A 17,559-nucleotide genomic window follows, 5' to 3' on the forward strand; every position below is an offset into this window, starting at 1 on the left:
GGGCGGCCGCAAACCCTGGTCAAGAATCAGCGCGACAACGTCCAAATCCACAAGCAGGAGACCCGCATGCAGTATTTCGTCACCGGCGCCACAGGCTTCATCGGCAAGCGGCTCGTCAAGAAGCTGCTGGCTCGCCGCGGCAGCACGGTCCATTTCCTGATGCGCGAGGAGAGTGCGGCCAAGCTGCCCGACCTGCTCGCCTACTGGGGCGTCAGCAAGACCCGCGCGATCCCCGTCTACGGCGACCTGACGAGCAAAAAGCTCGGCGTGGCCAGCGACGTCATCAAGAGCCTCAAGGGCCAGATCGACCACCTATACCACCTGGCTGCGGTCTACGACCTTGGCGCCGACGAGGAGTCGCAGGTCGCCGTCAACATCGAGGGCACGCGCAGCATGGTGGAGTTCGCACAGGCCATCGACGCCGGCCATGTGCACCACGTCAGCTCGATTGCGGCGGCAGGCCTGTACGAAGGCGTGTTCCGCGAGGACATGTTCGAGGAGGCAGAGAACCTCGATCACCCCTACTTCATGACCAAGCACGAGAGCGAAAAGATCGTGCGCAAGGAATGCAAGCGGCCCTGGACGGTCTACCGCCCCGCGCTGGTGGTGGGCGACTCCACCTCCGGCGAGATGGACAAGATCGACGGGCCTTACTACTTCTTCAAGCTGATCCAGCGCATGCGCCAGATCCTGCCGCCGTGGCTGCCGAGCGTCGGCCTGGAAGGCGGCCGCATCAACATCGTGCCGGTGGACTTCGTCGTCGATGCGCTCGACCACATCTCGCACAAGGTCACCAAGGCCCACGGCTGCTACCACCTCGTCGACCCCAAGGGCTACCGCGTCGGCGACGTGCTGGACATCTTCAGCAAGGCCGCGCATGCACCCAAGATGAACCTGTTCATCAATGCGGCGCTGATGGGCTTCATCCCCAAGAGCGTCAAGAAGGGGCTGATGGCGCTGGCGCCGGTGCGCCGCATCAAGAACGCGGTCATGAAGGACCTCGGCATCCCCGAGGACATGCTGACCTTCGTCAACTATCCGACCCGCTTCGACTGCCGCGACACCGAGGCTGCGCTGAAGGGCTCGGGCATCGCCTGCCCGGACCTGAACGACTACGCCTGGCGGCTGTGGGACTACTGGGAGCGTCATCTCGACCCGGCGCTGTTTATCGACCGTTCGCTGCGCGGCGCGACCGGCGGCAAGGTGGTGCTGGTGACGGGCGGCTCGTCGGGCATCGGCCTGGCCGCGGCCATCAAGTTCGCCGAGGCCGGCGCCATCACGCTGATCTGCGCGCGCGACGAGGTCAAGCTGGCCGAGGCGGTCAAGGAGATCAAGGCCGCGGCGGGCAAGGACGCGCAGATCCACAGCTACGCCTGCGACATCGCCGACGAGGCTGGTTGCGCCGGGCTGATCCAGTGGTGCACCGAAGAGTTCGGTGGCGTCGACTTCCTGATCAACAACGCGGGCCGCTCCATCCGCCGCGCCATCGAGAGCAGCTACGACCGCTTCCACGACTTCCAGCGCACGATGGACCTGAACTACTTCGGCTGCCTGCGCGTGACCATGGGCCTGTTGCCCGGCATGGTGGCCAAGAAGAAGGGCCATGTCGTCAACATCAGCTCCATCGGCGTGCTGACGAATGCGCCGCGCTTCAGCGCCTACGTGGCCAGCAAGGCCGCGCTGGACGCCTGGACGCGCTGTGCTTCCAGCGAGTTCGCCGACACCGGCGTGACCTTCACGACGATCAACATGCCGCTGGTGCGCACGCCGATGATCGCCCCCACGGCGATCTACAAGAACGTGCCGACGCTGGCGCCCGAGGAGGCTGGCGACATGATTGCGCAGGCCTGCATCAACAAGCCGGTGCGCATCGCCACGCGCCTGGGCATCTCGGGCGAGATGCTGCACGCCGCCGCACCGCGCATCGCGCAGATCGTCATGAACACGACCTTCCGCATGTTCCCCGACAGCTCCGCCGCCAAGGGCGACAAGTCGGGCAAGTCGGGGCTGTCGCCCGAGGCCATCGCGATGCAACAAATGATGCGAGGGATTCACTTCTAAGCCATCGATGAGCGCCCAGGGGCCACAGAGCTCCGGCGCGTGAAGGGAGGATCTCTTGCAACACTCACACCCTGTCGGGCCGCTGCCGTCCGTCAAGCCAGCACCCACGCCACGCAGCTACCAACTGCGCGCCTGGGGCGCCATGGCCTCGCTGATCGCCTTCCTCGGCGTCTACTTCGGCCTGGCCGGCTGGTTCGCCTGGACGGCCTGGCGGCTGGGCCAGAGCGCCTTCGCCGGCCGCAGCGACGGCTTCTGGGCCTTTCTGGTGGCGCTGTGCGCGGCGCTGCTGGCCGTCTTCATGCTGAAGGCGCTGTTCTTTCGCCAGCGCCGCGCTGAAGACCATAGCCTGGAGATCCAGAGCACCGACCAGCCCGCGCTGTTCGTCGAGCTGAATGCGATCGCCGACGCGGTCGGCGCACCTCGCCCGCACCGCGTGCTGGTGTCGGCCCGTGTCAACGCGGCGGTGTTCTACGACCTGTCGCCGCTGAACCTGCTCTTCCCGACCAAGAAGAACCTCGAGATCGGCCTCGGGTTGGTCAACGTGCTGAACCGCAGCGAACTGCGCGCGGTGCTGGCGCACGAGTTCGGCCATTTCGCCCAGCGCGCCATGGCGGTAGGCCGCTGGGTCTACGTGGCCCAGCAGATCGCTGCGCGGCTGGTGGCGCAGCGCGACATGCTGGACAACTTCCTGCAGGCCCTGAGCCGCTTCGACTTCCGCATCGCCTGGGTCGGCTGGGTGCTCAGCGTCATCGTCTGGGCCATCCGCAGCCTGGTGGACAGCGTCTTCACCGGTGTGCAGCTGCTGCAGCGCAGCCTGGGCCGCGAGATGGAGTACGGCGCCGACGCGGTGGCCGTCGCGCTGACCGGCAGCGATGCGCTGGTGCACGCCCTCTACAAGCTGCAGACGGCCGACATCGACTGGGACCGTGCCGCCGGCGTGGCGGGCGAGTTGCGGGCCAAGGAGCAATGGGTGGGCGACCTGTTCGCGCTGCAGGGAGCTATCGCCGAGCGCACCGGTCGCATGCTGGATGACGCCGACTATGGCCGGGTGCCGGTCGCACAGGGCGGCCTCAGCCGCCTGTTCGACACCGCCGACAGCGCCGTGCCGCAGATGTGGCGCACCCATCCGCTCAACCATGAGCGCGAGGCGCGTGCCAAGACAAACTACAAGGCCAGCGAGGTTGATGAGCGCAGTGCCTGGACCTTGTTCGAGAACGCCGCCACGCTGCGCGAGCAAGTCACGCGCCGGCTGATCGAGGCGCCCGAGGCCGCCAAGGCCATGGATGAGGCGACTCTGCAAGCCGCGCTGGATGAGCGCTTCGGTGGCGAGTTGCTGCAGCCGCGCTACCGCGGTGCCTACCTGGGCCGCGCCCTGACCCGCCATGCGGCCGAGCCCGGCCAGTTGGTTGGCGACCTTCCCGAGGAGGCGGAGGGCATCCAACGCCTCGCCGCCCTCTATCCGGCCAGCCTGGGCGAGGCCGTGCGCCGCTGGCGCCGCATCGACGCCGACAAGGAGCCGGCCGAGCATGCCGAGCTGCTGGCCGAACTGCGCCGCCACGACCAGGCCGCCCGTGCGGCCCATCTCGCGCTGGCGCGGGCGTTGGGCGACGGCAGCGAGGCGCGGCTGCGCGGCTTGCTCGCTCAGCTGCACTACGCCGAGCACACCGCCGCCAATCTGCGCGACCTGCGCGGCATGCTGGCGCACACGGTTCGCGTCGAGACCACGGGCCGGATCAGCGATGCCGGTCGCATGCGCGTGCGAGATGCCGGCGGCCGGCTGCATCACGCGCTGCAGCAGTTCTATGCCGAAGCCCCTGACGTGGTGCTGGATGAAGCCACCTGCAAGCGGCTGCAGGTCGACAGCTGGGTCGCCGCGCTGGGTGAGTTGAAGCTCGGTCCGCCCGACATCAGCCATCTGGGCGATTGGCTCGGCGTCATCGACAGCTGGATGGACCTGGCGGAACGCGCCCTCAATGGGCTGCGTGGTGCCGTGCTGGCGGAACTGCTGGCCGCGGAAAGCCGCACGGCTGCCAAGGAGCCCGCCGGCGAGGCGACGGTGCCGTCCACGCCGCGCGGCTACGCCACCCTGCTCGAAGGCGCCGAGCGCCCGCGCGACCTGCGTCCCAGCCCGTGGGCGCGCTTCCTGGCCGCACAAGGCCGCGGCGCGGCTGCGGCGCGTATCGCCGTGGCGGGCGGCATCGTCGTCGGCGTGCTCGGCTTTGGCGGTGGCTATGGCGACATCAGTGTGCAGGTGCTCAACGGCTTCGACCGCCCGGTGCGCGTGCGCGTTGGCGGAGCGGGCGCGATCACATTACCCGCCTTTGGTTCGGCGACCGTCGGCCAGGCGCCGGACGCTCATCTCCCCATCAGCGCCGAGACGGAGCAGGGTGAGCTCATCGAGCGCTTCGAGGTCGCCCTGGAGCACGGCCCGGGCCAGCCGATCTACAACGTCGCCGGCGCCGCGCCGCTGGTGGAATTGACCTACACCTATGGCCGCGACGCGGGGCAAGTGCCGCCCAGGGTGCTTGGCGCACCGCGCTGGTCGAGCAGCCAGGCCGATGTCTTCTTTGGCGATCCGCCGCAGAGCGTCTCGGTCAAGCAGGGGCAGACCGAAATCCGCCACGTGCTCTACAGCGCAGCGGATGTGGCCCCGGCCATGCAGCTCAGCCTGCTGCGCGACGACGCAGCGGCGGTCGAGCGCTTGAGCGAGCAGCATCTGCTTTGGGACCGCCGTGATTCGCCCGTGCGTTACGCCTGGTTGCGCCTGCTGCGCGGCCAGCCGGCCCACGACAAGGTGCTGGCCGCGGCTCTGTCACGCGAGCCGGCAGGCATCGAGCTGCTGCGCGAACGCATGGACACCTTGCCCGCCGACGAGAAGAGGAGCTTGTGTGACGAACTCGACGGCCGCGCGGCCGCGCCGGTAGCCGACGGCCATTCGGTCTATTTGGCCGCACGGTGCTTGCCCGAAGGTCCACTGCGTGACGCCGCGCTGCTGGCAGGCCTGGCGCGCTTCCCCCAGCACGCCTGGCTGGCCTATGGCGCGGCCAAGGCCGAAGCCGGCAATGCCAACTGGCGCGTGGCGCTGCGTGACTATGAGCTGGCGCGTGTGGAGCCCGCACTGGCGCCGTTTGCCAGCATCGAGGCCAACCGGCTGCGTCGCTTGCTTGGCGAAAAGGAGCTGGGTGTAGAGGCCGAGCGCATCGGCCCGCCGAGTCGGTTGCTGGGCGCACTCGGCTACCAGGTGCGGGCACGCGCGCTGGTCTCCGAGCCCGAGGCCTTCGCCAGGCTCGCGGCCGGAGAACCGGACAAGGCGGCCAGCGTCGACGCCGCGCCTTCTTCGCATCTACTGCGTCTGGCTGCGGCGTCCGACGGCGCCTCGGCCGACCTGCGCCGGCGTGTCGCGACCCTGCCTCCCGACGACGGCCTGGACGAGCTGACTTACTGGACGGCGCTGGCCCTGGCCGACCGCGAGGGACGGCCCGCGCCTGCGCTGCCCGCCGCGGCCATGGCCAGTGCCGGCATCGAGCCCGACCAGATCCGCAAGCTCGAAGCCTTTCGCAACGCGCTGGGCAGCACTGCCGCATTGGCCAGCGCTGAAAAGCATCTGCAAGGTTTGTTGCCCGAGCTGCGCGGCCAAGCCTACAGCATGGCCACCGTGCGCCTGGGTGGCCGCGCGCCGCCAGCTTGGCGGGAAGCCGCCAAGCGCTTGCTCCAGAGCCACGAGCGCCCCTACTTCAACTGAATCACAATGCCCCGGAGCCCGGCCTCGGCCGGGCTTTCTCATTCAAGGAACCGAGCTCATGTTGAGAGGCCAACACGTCGGCTTGCGTTATGTGACGGAAGACGATCTGCCCTGGCTCAAGCGCGCCGTGGGCGACCCGCAGGTGCGCGGGCCCTACCTTGGCTCGCGCATGATGACGCCGCATGCTGTGGACCAGCGCTGGAAGGACAACGGCTTCGCCAACGAGGACGCCGAGCGCCTGCTGATCTGTCACCTGCACGACGGCAGCGTCATCGGTGACGTGGTGCACTTCGCCGCGGCCCGCTACACGACGGCGCGCGAGATCGGCTGGACGCTGGCCGACGTCGCGATGCGCGGCCGCGGATTGGCTTCGGAGGCTGCCGCGCTGTTGGTGGACTATCTGTTCGAGAACTGGCCGATGAACCGGCTGTCCTGCGGCATGTCGGTGCACAACCATGCGTCCCGGCGTGTGGCGGAGAAGTGCGGCTTCACGCACGAGGGCATCCAGCGCGGCGTCGTGTTTGTCGGCGGTGAGTATGTGGACTGCCATTCGCTGTCGCTGCTGCGCAGCGAGTGGATGGCGATGAAAGGCAAGGACAAGTGAGCTCCGCTGGCCACAACAACCGTGAATTCGATCTGATCGTCTTCGGTGCGACCGGCTTCACGGGCCGTCTTGTCGCGGAATACCTGCACTTGAGCGGGGCCGGTGGCGCGCGCTGGGCAATTGCCGGGCGCAGCCTGGACAAGCTGGGCAAGGTGCGCGACGAGTTGCACCTGCCGCCGTCCGTCGCGCTGCTCAAGGCCGATGCGAACGACGCTGCAGCGCTGAAGGCACTGGTGGCGCGCACGCGCTGCGTCATCACGACGGTCGGGCCTTACCAATTGCATGGCGAACCGCTGGCGACGGCCTGCGCCGAGGGCGGCACGGATTACGTCGATCTCTGCGGCGAGCCGCTCTGGATGGCGAAGATGATCGACAAGCTCACGCCACTGGCGCAGAAGAGCGGCGCGCGAATCGTCTTCTCTTGCGGCTTCGACTCCATCCCCTTCGATCTCGGCGTCGTCTACCTGCAGGCGGAGGCGCAGAAGCGCTTCGGCGCGCCGCTGCCGGAAGTGCGCGGCCGCGTCGCACGAGTGAAGGGTACGGCGTCGGGCGGCACGCTGGCCAGCATGATGGAGACCATCGAGGCCGTGCGCCGCGAACCCGGGCTCATCAAGGTGATGGCCAACCCCTTCGCGCTGACACCGGGTTTCAAGGGCCCGCGCCAGCCCGGCGGGCAGGCCGCGGACTTCGACGGCTGGGCCGACCGCTGGAGCGGCCCCTTCTTCATGGCCACCATCAACACGAAAAACGTGCACCGCAGCAACGCGCTGCGCGGCCACCCCTGGGGCGCCGATTTCATCTACAGCGAGAAGCTGTTGACCGGCAAGCCCGGCCAGGCCGACAAGGGGCGCAAGAAGGCCATCGCGCTGGCCCGCTTCACCAAGCTGCAGAACCTGGCCCTGGGCTTCACGCCGACACGGGCCCTGCTGCGCCGCTTCGTGCTGACCCAGCCCGGCGACGGGCCGGACAAGGCGGCGCGCGAGGCCGGGCACTATGAGCTCTGGTTCACCGGCAGGTCGGCCGGCGGCGAGCTGCTGCGCGCCGTCGTCAAGGGCGACCGCGACCCCGGCTATGGCTCGACCTGCAAGCTCATCAGCGAGGCCGCCCTGTGCCTCGTGCAGGACGTGGGACGCGACGCGACGCCGGGCGGCATCTGGACGCCGGGCAGTGCCATGGGGCTGGCCCTGGTGCGCCGCCTGCATGAACGCGCCGGGCTGACCTTCGAGATCGCGGCTTGACGGGCGTCCCGCGCTGGGCGGTCAGCCAGCCGCGCATGCACTGGACGCTGCAGGCCAGCCTGGCCGAGACGCTGGCCACATTGGAGGCGGCCGCAGCGGCCGGTGCCAAGGGCTGCGTCGGCACCGAGCTGGCGTTGACGGGCTTTCACCGCCGCGTGCCTGAACTGCTCGATGAACGGGCGCTGACCGATGCCGAGGCGCAACTGCGTGCGGCCTGCGCGCGGCTCGGGATCGCGGCGGCCGTGGGCGTGCCGACACTGGGCGTGGACGGCGCGGTGTTCAACAGCCATCTCTACATCGACGCCGCGGGCCGCGAGCTGGGCCGCGTGCACAAGCGCGGGCTGACCGACAGCGAGGCGACTTTCTTCGCGCGGGGTGATGAACGCGGCTGGACGGCGATCGGTGGCGTGCTGGCGACGTCGGTGCTGTGCCGCGAGACGCTGGACGGCGCAGCGCTGCTACCGGAGCTGCGCGCCGCGGCCATTGGCTCGGGGCCACGCGTGATCTTCTGGCCCAGCTACATCAGCGAATCCGACGCCGAGCAGGCGGCGCTGTGCCAAGCCTATCGTGCCGGCGCCGAGGCGCTGGCGTGCGAGCTGGGCGCCTGGGTGCTGCAGAGCAATTGGGCCGAATCGCTGAACGCACCCGAGCAGCGCGGCTTCGGGGCCAGCGTCGTCATCGCGCCGGATGGCCACTGCGTGCTGACGCTGCCGCGGGATGAAGCCGCCTTGATCGTCGTGGATCTGGCTTAGCGTCTGCGCTTGGCCAGCCAGCCGAATACGCCCAGGCCGGCCAGCAGCAGCGCGCCACTGGTGGGTTCGGGCACCGGGGCAGTCGCGCCAGTCACCGTTGCGGCATTCAAGCCCCAGCCCTCGTCGCCCAGGCCCTGGAAGCCGGCTCGGTCCGTGCCCTCGAAGGTCGTCGGGCTGTCGATGCTGAAGACCAGCTGGTTGCTGCCCGCGGCCAGCGTGACGGGGAGGCTGATCGTCAGCTGCTGGTTGACCACCGCACCGACCGTGGCGCCGTTCGGGTTGAACAGCACGCGGTCGGCGCCACCGCCGCCGAGATTCCAGGTGCCGCTGAACACTTCGCTGCCGTTCAGCGTCACGCGCAGGATGTCGATATAGCCGTTGTCGCCGTCCAGCGTGGCGTAGCCGGCCAGCGTGAAGTCGATCAGGCCGGCGCCGGCACCAGCGGCGAAATTGGCGGTCACCGAGACCGTGGTGTCCAACGTGGCCGTCGGCGCGGGCAAGGTGTACAGCGTGGCGGCCCAGGCGGGCGCGACCGTCAGCAAGGCGGCGGCAGCGAGCAGCGGCAGGCGGGGCATCGAAGTCATCGCGCGTCTCCGGTGGGGTTCGGCGCAATCTATCCGCCGCCGGTCCGCGCCGTGGGCTTTGAACTTGGGGGTGTCCCCCGACTCGGGGGGGGCAGGTTCAGCCGCGCCGGATCAGCGCCGCATAGCAGCCGCGTCGTGCGTAATGGGCGTGGATGTAGTCCACCTCGGGCCGGGACAGCAGGCGCTCGATGAGGCCTTCGATGGCTGCGCCGTCGACGATGTCCGCATCGATCATCAGGCCCGCTGCATCGAAGGCGCGCAGTGACAGCAGGCGGCTGCGCAATGCGTCGGGCACGGTGTCGATGGCGTCGAAAGCTTCTCCGGCCTTTTCGCGCACGTAGATGGCGTGGCGGGAGCGGTAGGGCGTGTCGGCAGGCTGGTGCTCGTGGTTGATGAGCAGCACGGACTCATCCTCAGTGGTGTCGCGCAGTTCGACGCGGTCGGGCAGGCCCGCGCCGCGATGGCGCAGCGCACCGTGGTCGGCCAGCGCTGCGTCACTCAGGCCGAAGAGGTGCTGGAAGGGTTGGGCGGACAGCCCGGTGATGCGAAAGGACATGGTGTGCTCCAAGGGGTGGATGCACGCCATTCTTCAGACACGGCCGGGCTGCGTCTGGCCGCAATCGGACCTTCAATCTCGGCCTGCGGGACGCTCATAGCCGTTGTCCACCCAGGCTTCGGCGGACGCCTGGCTGAGCTTGAAGCCGGCTGCGACCTTGACCTGCGCAAGGCGCTCGCCGGCGGCATCAAAGGCTGCCAGCCAGGCATAGGGGTCGTCCTCGGCGGGCACGATCTCCAGCGTGATCTTCAGCCAGTTGCCGTCGCGCGCCACATAGAGCGCCTTGTTCAGCTGGGCGTGCAGTTGCTGCTCATGGCGGCGGAGGACCTCGGAGGCCGTCTTCACCAGCGTGTTGAAGGCGTTGACGTCCAGTGGCTTGGGGTTCTTCTTGTCGCGCCCCATGGTCCAGGGGCCGACCAGGGCCGGCTCGCTTTCGCCGGCCTTGAACATCGCGACAGCCCAGCCTTCGTCGTCTTCGTTCTTGATGACCTGGGCCGTCCAGCCGTTGTCGCGCCACAGGCGCGCTTCGAAGACGGGGTCGTCCAGATCAGTCATGCCTTCAATCCCTTGGCCAGCAGCTCGGCGACGAGCGCATTGATGCCGCCTTCACGGCCGGTGGCGCGCTCGCGCAACTGCTCGGTCAGCTCAGCAGGCAACTTGCAGGCAAAGGGAACGAGGCCGGCGGCGGCGTCCAGCTTGCGCTGGGCCTTGCGGTCAGGCAGGGCGGCAGCGGCCTGGCCGAAGCGGCCGGGGGCCGCCTTGCCGCGCATCGCGCTGTCCAGCTTCAGGCCGGCGAGCCGTTCAAGATCGGTTTTCTTCATGCTCATGGGCCGGATTGTCCCCCCTTGGAGACAAGCCGGCCTGTGAGCGTCAGCCGTTGGTGGCCGGAGCGGCCGGCACGACGGCCGGGGCGCGCTGCACGCGGGTCTTGCCGCCGGTCGTCACGAGGACAACGGGGTCACCGCTGTTGAAGGCTTCGGCGCCCTTGGCCTGGACGATCGCGCGGCGCTCGCCGTTGCGCAGCTGGACGATGATTTCGAGAGCATCTTCCTTGGTCGCCGAGCGCTCAATGGCGTTGCCGATGACGGCGCCGGCGACGGCACCGATGACGCCAACGACCGCGCCTTCACGGCGGCCGCCGACCGAGCTGCCGGCAATCGCGCCGGTCACGCCACCGGCCACGCCGCCGACGCCGCTCTGCGAGCCGTCGACGGTGACGGGGCGGGAGGACAGCACGGTGGCGTCCTGGATCTGGGACATGCGTTGCGCGTCACCACGCTGGACGACGTCGGGGCTGGTCGTCGAGCAGGCCGAAAGCGCAACAGCTGCGGCCAGGGTGAGGGAGGTCATGAGCTTGGACATTCGAATACTCCTTGGGCAAACCGGCAGCCCAACGTCGCCAATTGTCTCGCCGTTGACGGCTCGATGCCCCCGACTACAACTCTTTACCGTTGGCGGTCAACGGGAATGACCCGCATCACCCATGCAGGCGCGAGCTGCGCGGCACGCTGGCGAGCAGGAACTCCATCTGGTCGGCTAGGATGCGGCGGCCGCGCAGGATCATGTCCTCGTGCAGGCTGGGCACATAGGGCAGGTAGAGCAGGCTCATGTGCGCCTCCTCCGGCATGCGGTTGCCCTTGCGGCCATTGCAGGGCCGGCAAGCGGTGATGCAGTTCATCCAGGTGTCGTAGCCGCCGCGCGATGTTGGGTGGATGTGTTCGCGTGTCAGGTCTTCGGGCAGGCAGTGGTGGCCGCAGTAGGCGCAGACGAAGCGGTCGCGCACGAACAACTTGCTGTTGGTCAGCGCCGGCGCCTGGCGCCAGGCCCGGCTGGGCACGGCGCCACGCACGGCAATGATGGGGTGGACCTCGATGCGCGACTGGCGCCCGGAGATGCGCTGCCAGCCCCCGCGCAGCACCTGGCAGGGGTCGCCCAGCGTCCAGGCCACGCCGTCGCAGGCGTAGATCACGGCCGCTTCGCGGGTCGTGATCCAGGCCTGGGGTCGGCCGGAGACATCGAGTTGGAGCACATCCACAGAAGTCAACCTCCTCCCGGAGACTACTTCAGAAGCGACCCGGCACTCAAGCGTGTGTGCATGACAGCGTGGCGGTTCTGCGCATCCGGTATTTGGGCCGAGCGCCGGGCCGCCCCTAGCCGGCCCGTCGGGCGATGTGCATGCGGCTCGATGCCGCATGCATCGCCATCCCCCCGGGGGATCGGCCGGGCACGCCCGCGTTCAGCGGCGCGAGACCGGACGAGGGGCCAGGGTTTGCACTAGGTTGTTGGCAGTATTAGGCACATCACCCTAGGAAATCGGTAGGACAAGCTGGCGCTGTCACGGGAGCGACCTGCAAAATAGAACGATCGTTCGTTTTATTCCAGGCTGGCTTCCGCCCCTTCTGCCCGTGTCCACGCTGCCCACTCCCGCCAAGAAAACCGCCCCGCTGCGCGTTGCGAAGCCGGCGCGCGTTGCGCGTTCGCTGCAAAAAGGCCAGCAGACCCGTGCCGCCATCCTCGAGGCTGCTCTCGGCCTGGCCTCGCACATGGGCCTGGAGGGCTTGTCCATCGGCGCACTGGCCGATGTGACAGCCATGAGCAAGTCGGGCGTCTTCGCCCACTTCGGCTCGCGTGAGGAACTGCAGATCGCGGTCGTCACTGAGTATCACGCCAAGTTCGAGGAAGAAGTCTTCTTCACCGCCATCCGCGAGCCGCGCGGCCTGCCGCGCCTGCGCGCGATGTTCGAGCGCTGGGTGCGCCGCGTATCCGTCGAGGTCGACTCCGGCTGCATCTACATCAGTGGCGCCGTCGAGTTCGACGACCGGCCCGGCCCGGTGCGCGATGCTCTCGTGGCCATGGTCAAGGCCTGGCATGCGGCGCTGCAAAAGGCCATCCAGCTCGCCATCAGCGAGGGCCATCTGAAAGCCGATGCCGATGTCGAGCAGATCTGCTTCGAGCTGCACGGCCTGATCCTGTCCCTGCACCACGACGCGCGCTTCATGCGCATTCCTGGCGCACTGGCGCGTGCCGGCATCGGCTTTGACCGAGCCATCCAGTTCTACGCCACGCCGCTTGGCCTCGACATCGACGGCAGCCGCAAGCTTCCAAAGACCGGCACCGCCAAGCGCTGAACCCCTTTCTTGACCCACTGACCGTTCCAGGAGTACCCCGATGCCCCAGTACACCCCGCCCATGCGTGACATGCAGTTCGTCATGCACGAGCTGTTGAACGTCGTCGACGAACTGAAGATGCTGCCCGCGCATGCAGACATCGACGCCGACACGATCAACGCGGTGCTTGAGGAGGGTGGCAAGTTCGCCGCCGCAGTCATCGCCCCCATCAACCTCAGCGGCGACGCCGAGGGCTGTGTGCTCGACAAGACCACGCACGAGGTCAAGCCGCCCAAGGGCTTCAAGGAAGCCTACAAGCAGTACGTCGAAGGCGGCTGGCCGGCACTCTCCTGCGACCCGCAGTTCGGCGGCCAGGGCCTGCCGCATCTGGTGAACCAGTTCTTCTACGAGATGCTGAACTCGGCCAACCAGGCCTGGACGATGTACCCGGGCCTCTCGCATGGCGCCTATGAAGCCCTGCATGCCCATGGCACGCCTGAGCAGCAGGCCACCTACCTGCCCAAGCTGACCAGCGGCGAATGGACCGGCACCATGTGCCTGACCGAGCCGCATTGCGGCACCGACCTCGGCATGCTGCGCAGCAAGGCCGAACCGCAGGCCGATGGCACTTACAAGATCACCGGCCAGAAGATCTTCATCTCGGCCGGCGAACACGACATGGCCGAGAACATCGTCCACCTGGTGCTGGCCCGCCTGCCTGACGCGCCTGTGGGCTCCAAGGGCATTTCGCTCTTCATCGTGCCCAAGTTCAACGTCAACGCCGACGGCTCACTGGGCAGCCGAAACGGCGTCTTCTGCGCCGGCCTGGAGCACAAGATGGGCATCCACGGCAACGCCACCGCGCAGATCGTGCTGGAAGGCGCGAACGGCACGCTGGTGGGCCAGCCCAACAAGGGCCTGGCCGCGATGTTCGTCATGATGAACGCGGCCCGCCTGGGTGTCGGCAACCAGTCCCTGGGCCTGACCGAAGTGGCCTATCAGAACGCCGTGGCCTATGCCAAGGACCGCATCCAGATGCGGGCGCTTTCCGGCCCCAAGGCCCCGGACAAGCCGGCCGATCCCATCATCGTCCACCCCGACGTGCGCAAGATGCTGCTGACGGCCCGCGCCTTTGCCGAAGGCGGCCGCATGCTGCAGGGCTACACGGTGCTGCAGCTGGACAAGGCGCTCAAGAGCGACGACGAGGACGAGCGCAAGGACGCCGAGGCCGAGGTCGCGCTGCTGACGCCCATCATCAAGGCCTTCATCACCGACAACGGCTGGCTGGCCACCTCGCACTGCATGCAGGTATTTGGCGGCCACGGCTTCATCCACGAATGGGGCATGGAGCAGTACGTCCGCGACGCGCGCATCAACATGATCTACGAGGGTACCAACACCATCCAGTCGCTGGACCTGCTGGGCCGCAAGGTGCTGGGCAACAACGGCGCAACCCTCAAGAAGTTCGGCAAGAAGATCGCCGCCTTCATCGAGGAAGAAGGCACCAACGAGGCCATGCAGGAGTTCGTGAACCCGCTTGCCGACCTCGGCGACAAGGTCAACAAGCTCACGCAGGAACTGGGCATGAAGGCCTTTGGCAACCCGGATGAGGTCGGCGCCGCGGCGGTGGACTATCTGCGCGTGGTGGGCCACATGACCTTCGCCTTCTTCTTCGCGCAGGCCGCCAAGATCGCTCTGGCCAAGAAGGACAGTGGTGACCCGTTCTACACGGCCAAGCTGGCCACGGCGCGCTTCTATTTCGCGAAGCTGCTGCCCGAGACGGCGACGCTGATCCGCACCTGCCGTGCGGGCCTGGCGCCGCTGATGGAAATGGAAGAAGCTCTGTTCTGAACCGCTTGATGAACGACAAGGATGCCCCGATGAAATTCCTGTTCGCTGCTGCCCTGCTGTTGCCCGCGTTTGCGTTCGCGCAGACTTCACCCGTGGGCCTGTGGAAGACCATCGACGACGACGGCAAAACCGCGAAGTCGCTGGTCCGCATCAGCGAACAGGGGGGCACCCTCGTCGGCAGCATCGACAAGCTGCTGGACCCGAGCGCGGAGCCCAACGCGAAATGCGACAAGTGCAAGGATGACCGCAGGGACCAGCCCGTCGTCGGCCTGCAGATCATCCGCGGCGTGAAGACCGAAGGCGACGGCATCTGGGGCGGCGGCGAGATCCTCGACCCCAATAACGGCAAGACCTACCGCACCCGCTTGAAGCCCGTGGACGGTGGCAAGAAACTGGAGATGCGCGGCTACATCGGCCCCTTCTACCGCACGCAGACGTGGATTCGCGTGGAATGAAGTGGCCCCTCGCCCAGCTGCCGCGCTGCACGCGGGCCAGCCTGGTCGGTCCCCCGAGGGGACGGCGATGCTTGCGGCGTTGAGCCGCAAGCACATAGCCAGCCGGGCCGGCTTGGGGCGGCCCGGCGCTCGGCCCGAAGGGCAATGAACAACTGGCAAACATGGAGAAAGAAATGAGTCGATTCCAAGTCCGCAAGGTCGCCGTGCTCGGCGCCGGCGTGATGGGCGCGCAGATCGCGGCCCACCTGGTCAACTGCAAGGTGCCGGTCGTGCTGTTCGACCTGCCTGCGAAAGAAGGCGCCAAGAATGGCATCGTCACCAAGGCCGTCGACGGCCTGAAGAAGCTCAAGCCGGCCCCGCTGGGTGATGCATCGGAAGCCGCGCTGATCCAGCAGGCCAATTACGAAGAGCACCTGGAGGTCCTGCGCGGCTGCGACCTCATCATCGAGGCCATTGCCGAGCGCATGGACTGGAAGCTCGACCTGTACACCAAGATCGCGCCGTTCGTGGCGCCGCATGCCATCGTGGCCAGCAACACCTCGGGCCTGAGCATCACCAAGCTCTCCGAAGTGCTGCCCGAAGAAATCAAGCCGCGCTTCTGCGGCATCCACTTCTTCAACCCGCCGCGCTATATGGCCCTGGTCGAGCTGATCAACACGCCGACCACGCAGCCTGAAATCCTCGACCAGCTCGAAGCCTTCGTGACGACGTCGCTGGGCAAGAGCGTCGTGCGCGCCCACGACACGCCCAACTTCGTCGCCAACCGCGTCGGCATCGCCGGCATGATGGCCACGATGATCGAGGCCGAGAAGTTCGGCCTCTCCGTGGACGTCGTCGATGACCTGACCGGCAAGAAGCTGGGCCGCGCATCGAGCGGTACCTTCCGCACTGCGGACGTTGTCGGCCTGGACACCATGGCCCACGTCGTCAAGACCATGCAGGACAACCTGAAGGACGACCCCTTCTATTCGACCTACGCCACGCCCAAGGTGCTGGCTGGCTTGATCGAGAAGGGCGCGCTGGGCCAGAAGACCGGCGCCGGCTTCTACAAGAAGGTGGGCAAGGACATCCAGCGCCTGGACTTCGCCACGGGCGAGTACGTTGCCGGCGGCAAGAAGGCCGACGAGATCGTCGCCCGCATGCTGAAGAAGCAACCGGCCGACCGCCTCAAGCTGCTGCGCGAGAGCACCAACCCGCAAGCCCAGTTCCTGTGGGCCATCCTGCGCGACAGCTTCCATTACGCGGCCGTGCACCTGAACACCGTAGCCGACACCGCCCGCGAGATCGACTTTGCGATGCGCTGGGGCTTCGGCACCACGCAAGGCCCCTTCGAGCTGTGGCAAGCCGCCGGCTGGAAGCAGGTCGCTGAATGGATCTCGGCCGACATCGCCGACGGCAAGACGCTGTCCAGCGCTCCGCTGCCGGCCTGGGTCACCGAGGGCCCCGTGGCCGAAGCCGGTGGCGTGCACACGCCGGCGGGCTCGTGGAGCGCCGCTGAGGGCAAGTTCAAGCCGCGCAGCGAGCTGCCGGTTTACAAGCGCCAGGCCTTCCCCGAGTCGCTGCTGGGCTCCGGCGCCGCCGACCCGCTGAAGAGCGGCACCGAGTTGTTCAAGAACGAGGAAGTGCGCGTCTGGACGCTGGACGGCAACGTCGTCATCGCCTCCATCACCGCCAAGCTGCACCTGATCAGCCCGGCCGTCACCGAAGGTCTTTTGCGCGCCGTCGAGATCGCCGAAGCCGACTACAAGGGCCTGGTGATCTGGTCGCCGGACGACGTGTTCTCGGCCGGCGCCAATCTCGAGAGCCTGATGCCTGTCTTCATGAAGATGGGCAGCAAGGGCATCGCGCCGGAAGAGAAGAAGCTGCAGGACATGATGCTGCGCCTGCGCTACGCGTCCGTGCCGGTCATCGCCGCCATGCGCGGCCTGGCCCTGGGCGGTGGCGCCGAGCTGGCCGTGCACTGCGCACGCCGTGTCGCCCACGTCGAGAGCTATGTGGGCCTGGTCGAAGTCGGCGTGGGCCTGGTGCCCGGCGGCGGCGGACTGACCTATATCGCCCGTCGCGCCGCCGAGATGGCCGCCGCTGGCAATGCCGGCGCCGACATCCTGGCCTTCCTGAAGGACGGCTTCCTGACCGCGGCCACGGCCAAGGTCGCGACCTCGGCGCACGAAGCCAGGAAGAACGGCTTCCTGCTCGACAGCGACATCATCGTGCCGCACAAGGACGAGCTGCTGCACGTGGCGACGGCCACCGCCATCGGCATGTCCGAAGCGGGCTACCGCCCGCCGCACAAGGCGCTGTTCCCGGTCGCTGGCCGCAGCGGCATCGCGACCATCAAGGGCCAGGTCGCCAATATGCGCGACGGCGGCTTCGTCAGCGCCCACGACTACCACCTGGCTGCGGCAATTGCCGATGTGGTCTGCGGTGGCGAGGTCGAGGCGGGCTCCCTGGTGACGGAGGAGTACCTGATGGCGCTGGAGCGCAAGCACTTCTGCGCGCTGCTCGACAACCCCAAGACGCAGGAACGCATCATGGGGATGCTGCAGACCGGCAAGCCGGTTCGAAACTAATGACATCGCGGGACAGACCGAAGCGCGTAGCGCGTAGC

Annotated in this window: 15 protein-coding genes; 9 read left to right on the forward strand and 6 right to left on the reverse strand. The window is 67.8% G+C overall.

Annotation, left to right across the window (positions count from 1 at the left end):
• Positions 1-66: 66 nt before the first annotated feature.
• From ACXJLH_RS06055 to ACXJLH_RS06075, 5 genes are read left to right on the forward strand one after another with little or no spacing between them, the layout of a single operon-like run.
• Positions 67-2,061 (forward strand): SDR family oxidoreductase, encoded by a 1,995-nt coding sequence (locus ACXJLH_RS06055; protein WP_457442948.1) that lies wholly within the window; start codon positions 67-69, stop codon positions 2,059-2,061.
• A gap of 55 nt (positions 2,062-2,116) precedes the next feature.
• Positions 2,117-5,803 carry a M48 family metalloprotease gene (locus ACXJLH_RS06060; RefSeq protein WP_457442950.1) on the forward strand — a complete coding sequence of 1,229 codons (3,687 nt, stop codon included), beginning with the start codon at positions 2,117-2,119 and terminating at the stop codon, positions 5,801-5,803.
• 58 nt (positions 5,804-5,861) lie between these two features.
• Positions 5,862-6,407: a GNAT family N-acetyltransferase gene (locus tag ACXJLH_RS06065; protein WP_457442952.1), complete on the forward strand. Its 546-nt coding sequence runs from the start codon at positions 5,862-5,864 to the stop codon at positions 6,405-6,407.
• The gene (locus tag ACXJLH_RS06070) at positions 6,404-7,645 is read left to right on the forward strand and encodes a saccharopine dehydrogenase family protein (RefSeq protein WP_056203010.1); all 1,242 of its coding nucleotides are present in this window, start codon (positions 6,404-6,406) and stop codon (positions 7,643-7,645) included. Before ACXJLH_RS06065 ends, ACXJLH_RS06070 begins: the two co-directional genes overlap by 4 nt.
• Positions 7,642-8,397, forward strand: coding sequence for a carbon-nitrogen hydrolase family protein (locus ACXJLH_RS06075; RefSeq protein ID WP_457442955.1), 756 nt, complete (start codon positions 7,642-7,644; stop codon positions 8,395-8,397). The genes ACXJLH_RS06070 and ACXJLH_RS06075 overlap by 4 nt, the downstream gene beginning before the upstream one ends.
• Here ACXJLH_RS06075 and ACXJLH_RS06080 read toward each other — a convergent pair.
• The 6 genes from ACXJLH_RS06080 to ACXJLH_RS06105 all read right to left on the reverse strand — a co-directional run bounded on the left by ACXJLH_RS06080 (position 8,394) and on the right by ACXJLH_RS06105 (position 11,572).
• The gene (locus ACXJLH_RS06080; protein ID WP_457442957.1) at positions 8,394-8,981 is read right to left on the reverse strand and encodes a PEP-CTERM sorting domain-containing protein; all 588 of its coding nucleotides are present in this window, start codon (positions 8,979-8,981) and stop codon (positions 8,394-8,396) included. The genes ACXJLH_RS06075 and ACXJLH_RS06080 overlap by 4 nt on opposite strands.
• Positions 8,982-9,078: 97 nt before the next feature.
• Complete coding sequence (locus ACXJLH_RS06085) at positions 9,079-9,537, reverse strand: DUF1203 domain-containing protein (RefSeq protein WP_457442959.1); 459 nt, start codon at positions 9,535-9,537, stop codon at positions 9,079-9,081.
• A gap of 72 nt (positions 9,538-9,609) precedes the next feature.
• A complete protein-coding gene (locus ACXJLH_RS06090) occupies positions 9,610-10,092 on the reverse strand; it encodes a hypothetical protein (RefSeq protein ID WP_457442961.1) in 483 nt (160 codons plus the stop codon).
• A complete protein-coding gene (locus ACXJLH_RS06095; RefSeq protein WP_457323434.1) occupies positions 10,089-10,364 on the reverse strand; it encodes a hypothetical protein in 276 nt (91 codons plus the stop codon). Before ACXJLH_RS06095 ends, ACXJLH_RS06090 begins: the two co-directional genes overlap by 4 nt.
• A 43-nt stretch (positions 10,365-10,407) precedes the next feature.
• Positions 10,408-10,887 (reverse strand): glycine zipper domain-containing protein, encoded by a 480-nt coding sequence (locus tag ACXJLH_RS06100; protein ID WP_457389150.1) that lies wholly within the window; start codon positions 10,885-10,887, stop codon positions 10,408-10,410.
• A 127-nt stretch (positions 10,888-11,014) separates the two neighbouring features.
• The gene (locus tag ACXJLH_RS06105) at positions 11,015-11,572 is read right to left on the reverse strand and encodes an HNH endonuclease (RefSeq protein ID WP_056203026.1); all 558 of its coding nucleotides are present in this window, start codon (positions 11,570-11,572) and stop codon (positions 11,015-11,017) included.
• 379 nt (positions 11,573-11,951) lie between these two features.
• Between ACXJLH_RS06105 and ACXJLH_RS06110 the strand changes: the two genes are divergently transcribed.
• The 4 genes from ACXJLH_RS06110 (at position 11,952) to ACXJLH_RS06125 (ending at position 17,521) form a co-directional block, all read left to right on the forward strand.
• A complete protein-coding gene (locus tag ACXJLH_RS06110; RefSeq protein ID WP_457325991.1) occupies positions 11,952-12,665 on the forward strand; it encodes a TetR/AcrR family transcriptional regulator in 714 nt (237 codons plus the stop codon).
• A gap of 40 nt (positions 12,666-12,705) precedes the next feature.
• Positions 12,706-14,496 carry an acyl-CoA dehydrogenase C-terminal domain-containing protein gene (locus tag ACXJLH_RS06115; protein ID WP_457442963.1) on the forward strand — a complete coding sequence of 597 codons (1,791 nt, stop codon included), beginning with the start codon at positions 12,706-12,708 and terminating at the stop codon, positions 14,494-14,496.
• A 29-nt stretch (positions 14,497-14,525) separates the two neighbouring features.
• Complete coding sequence (locus tag ACXJLH_RS06120) at positions 14,526-14,951, forward strand: DUF2147 domain-containing protein (protein ID WP_056203610.1); 426 nt, start codon at positions 14,526-14,528, stop codon at positions 14,949-14,951.
• Between the two features lie 173 nt (positions 14,952-15,124).
• Positions 15,125-17,521, forward strand: coding sequence for a 3-hydroxyacyl-CoA dehydrogenase/enoyl-CoA hydratase family protein (locus ACXJLH_RS06125; RefSeq protein ID WP_457442965.1), 2,397 nt, complete (start codon positions 15,125-15,127; stop codon positions 17,519-17,521).
• The last annotated feature ends 38 nt before the right edge of the window (positions 17,522-17,559 follow it).

It is taken from the genome of Roseateles sp. P5_E4 (genome assembly GCF_054049255.1).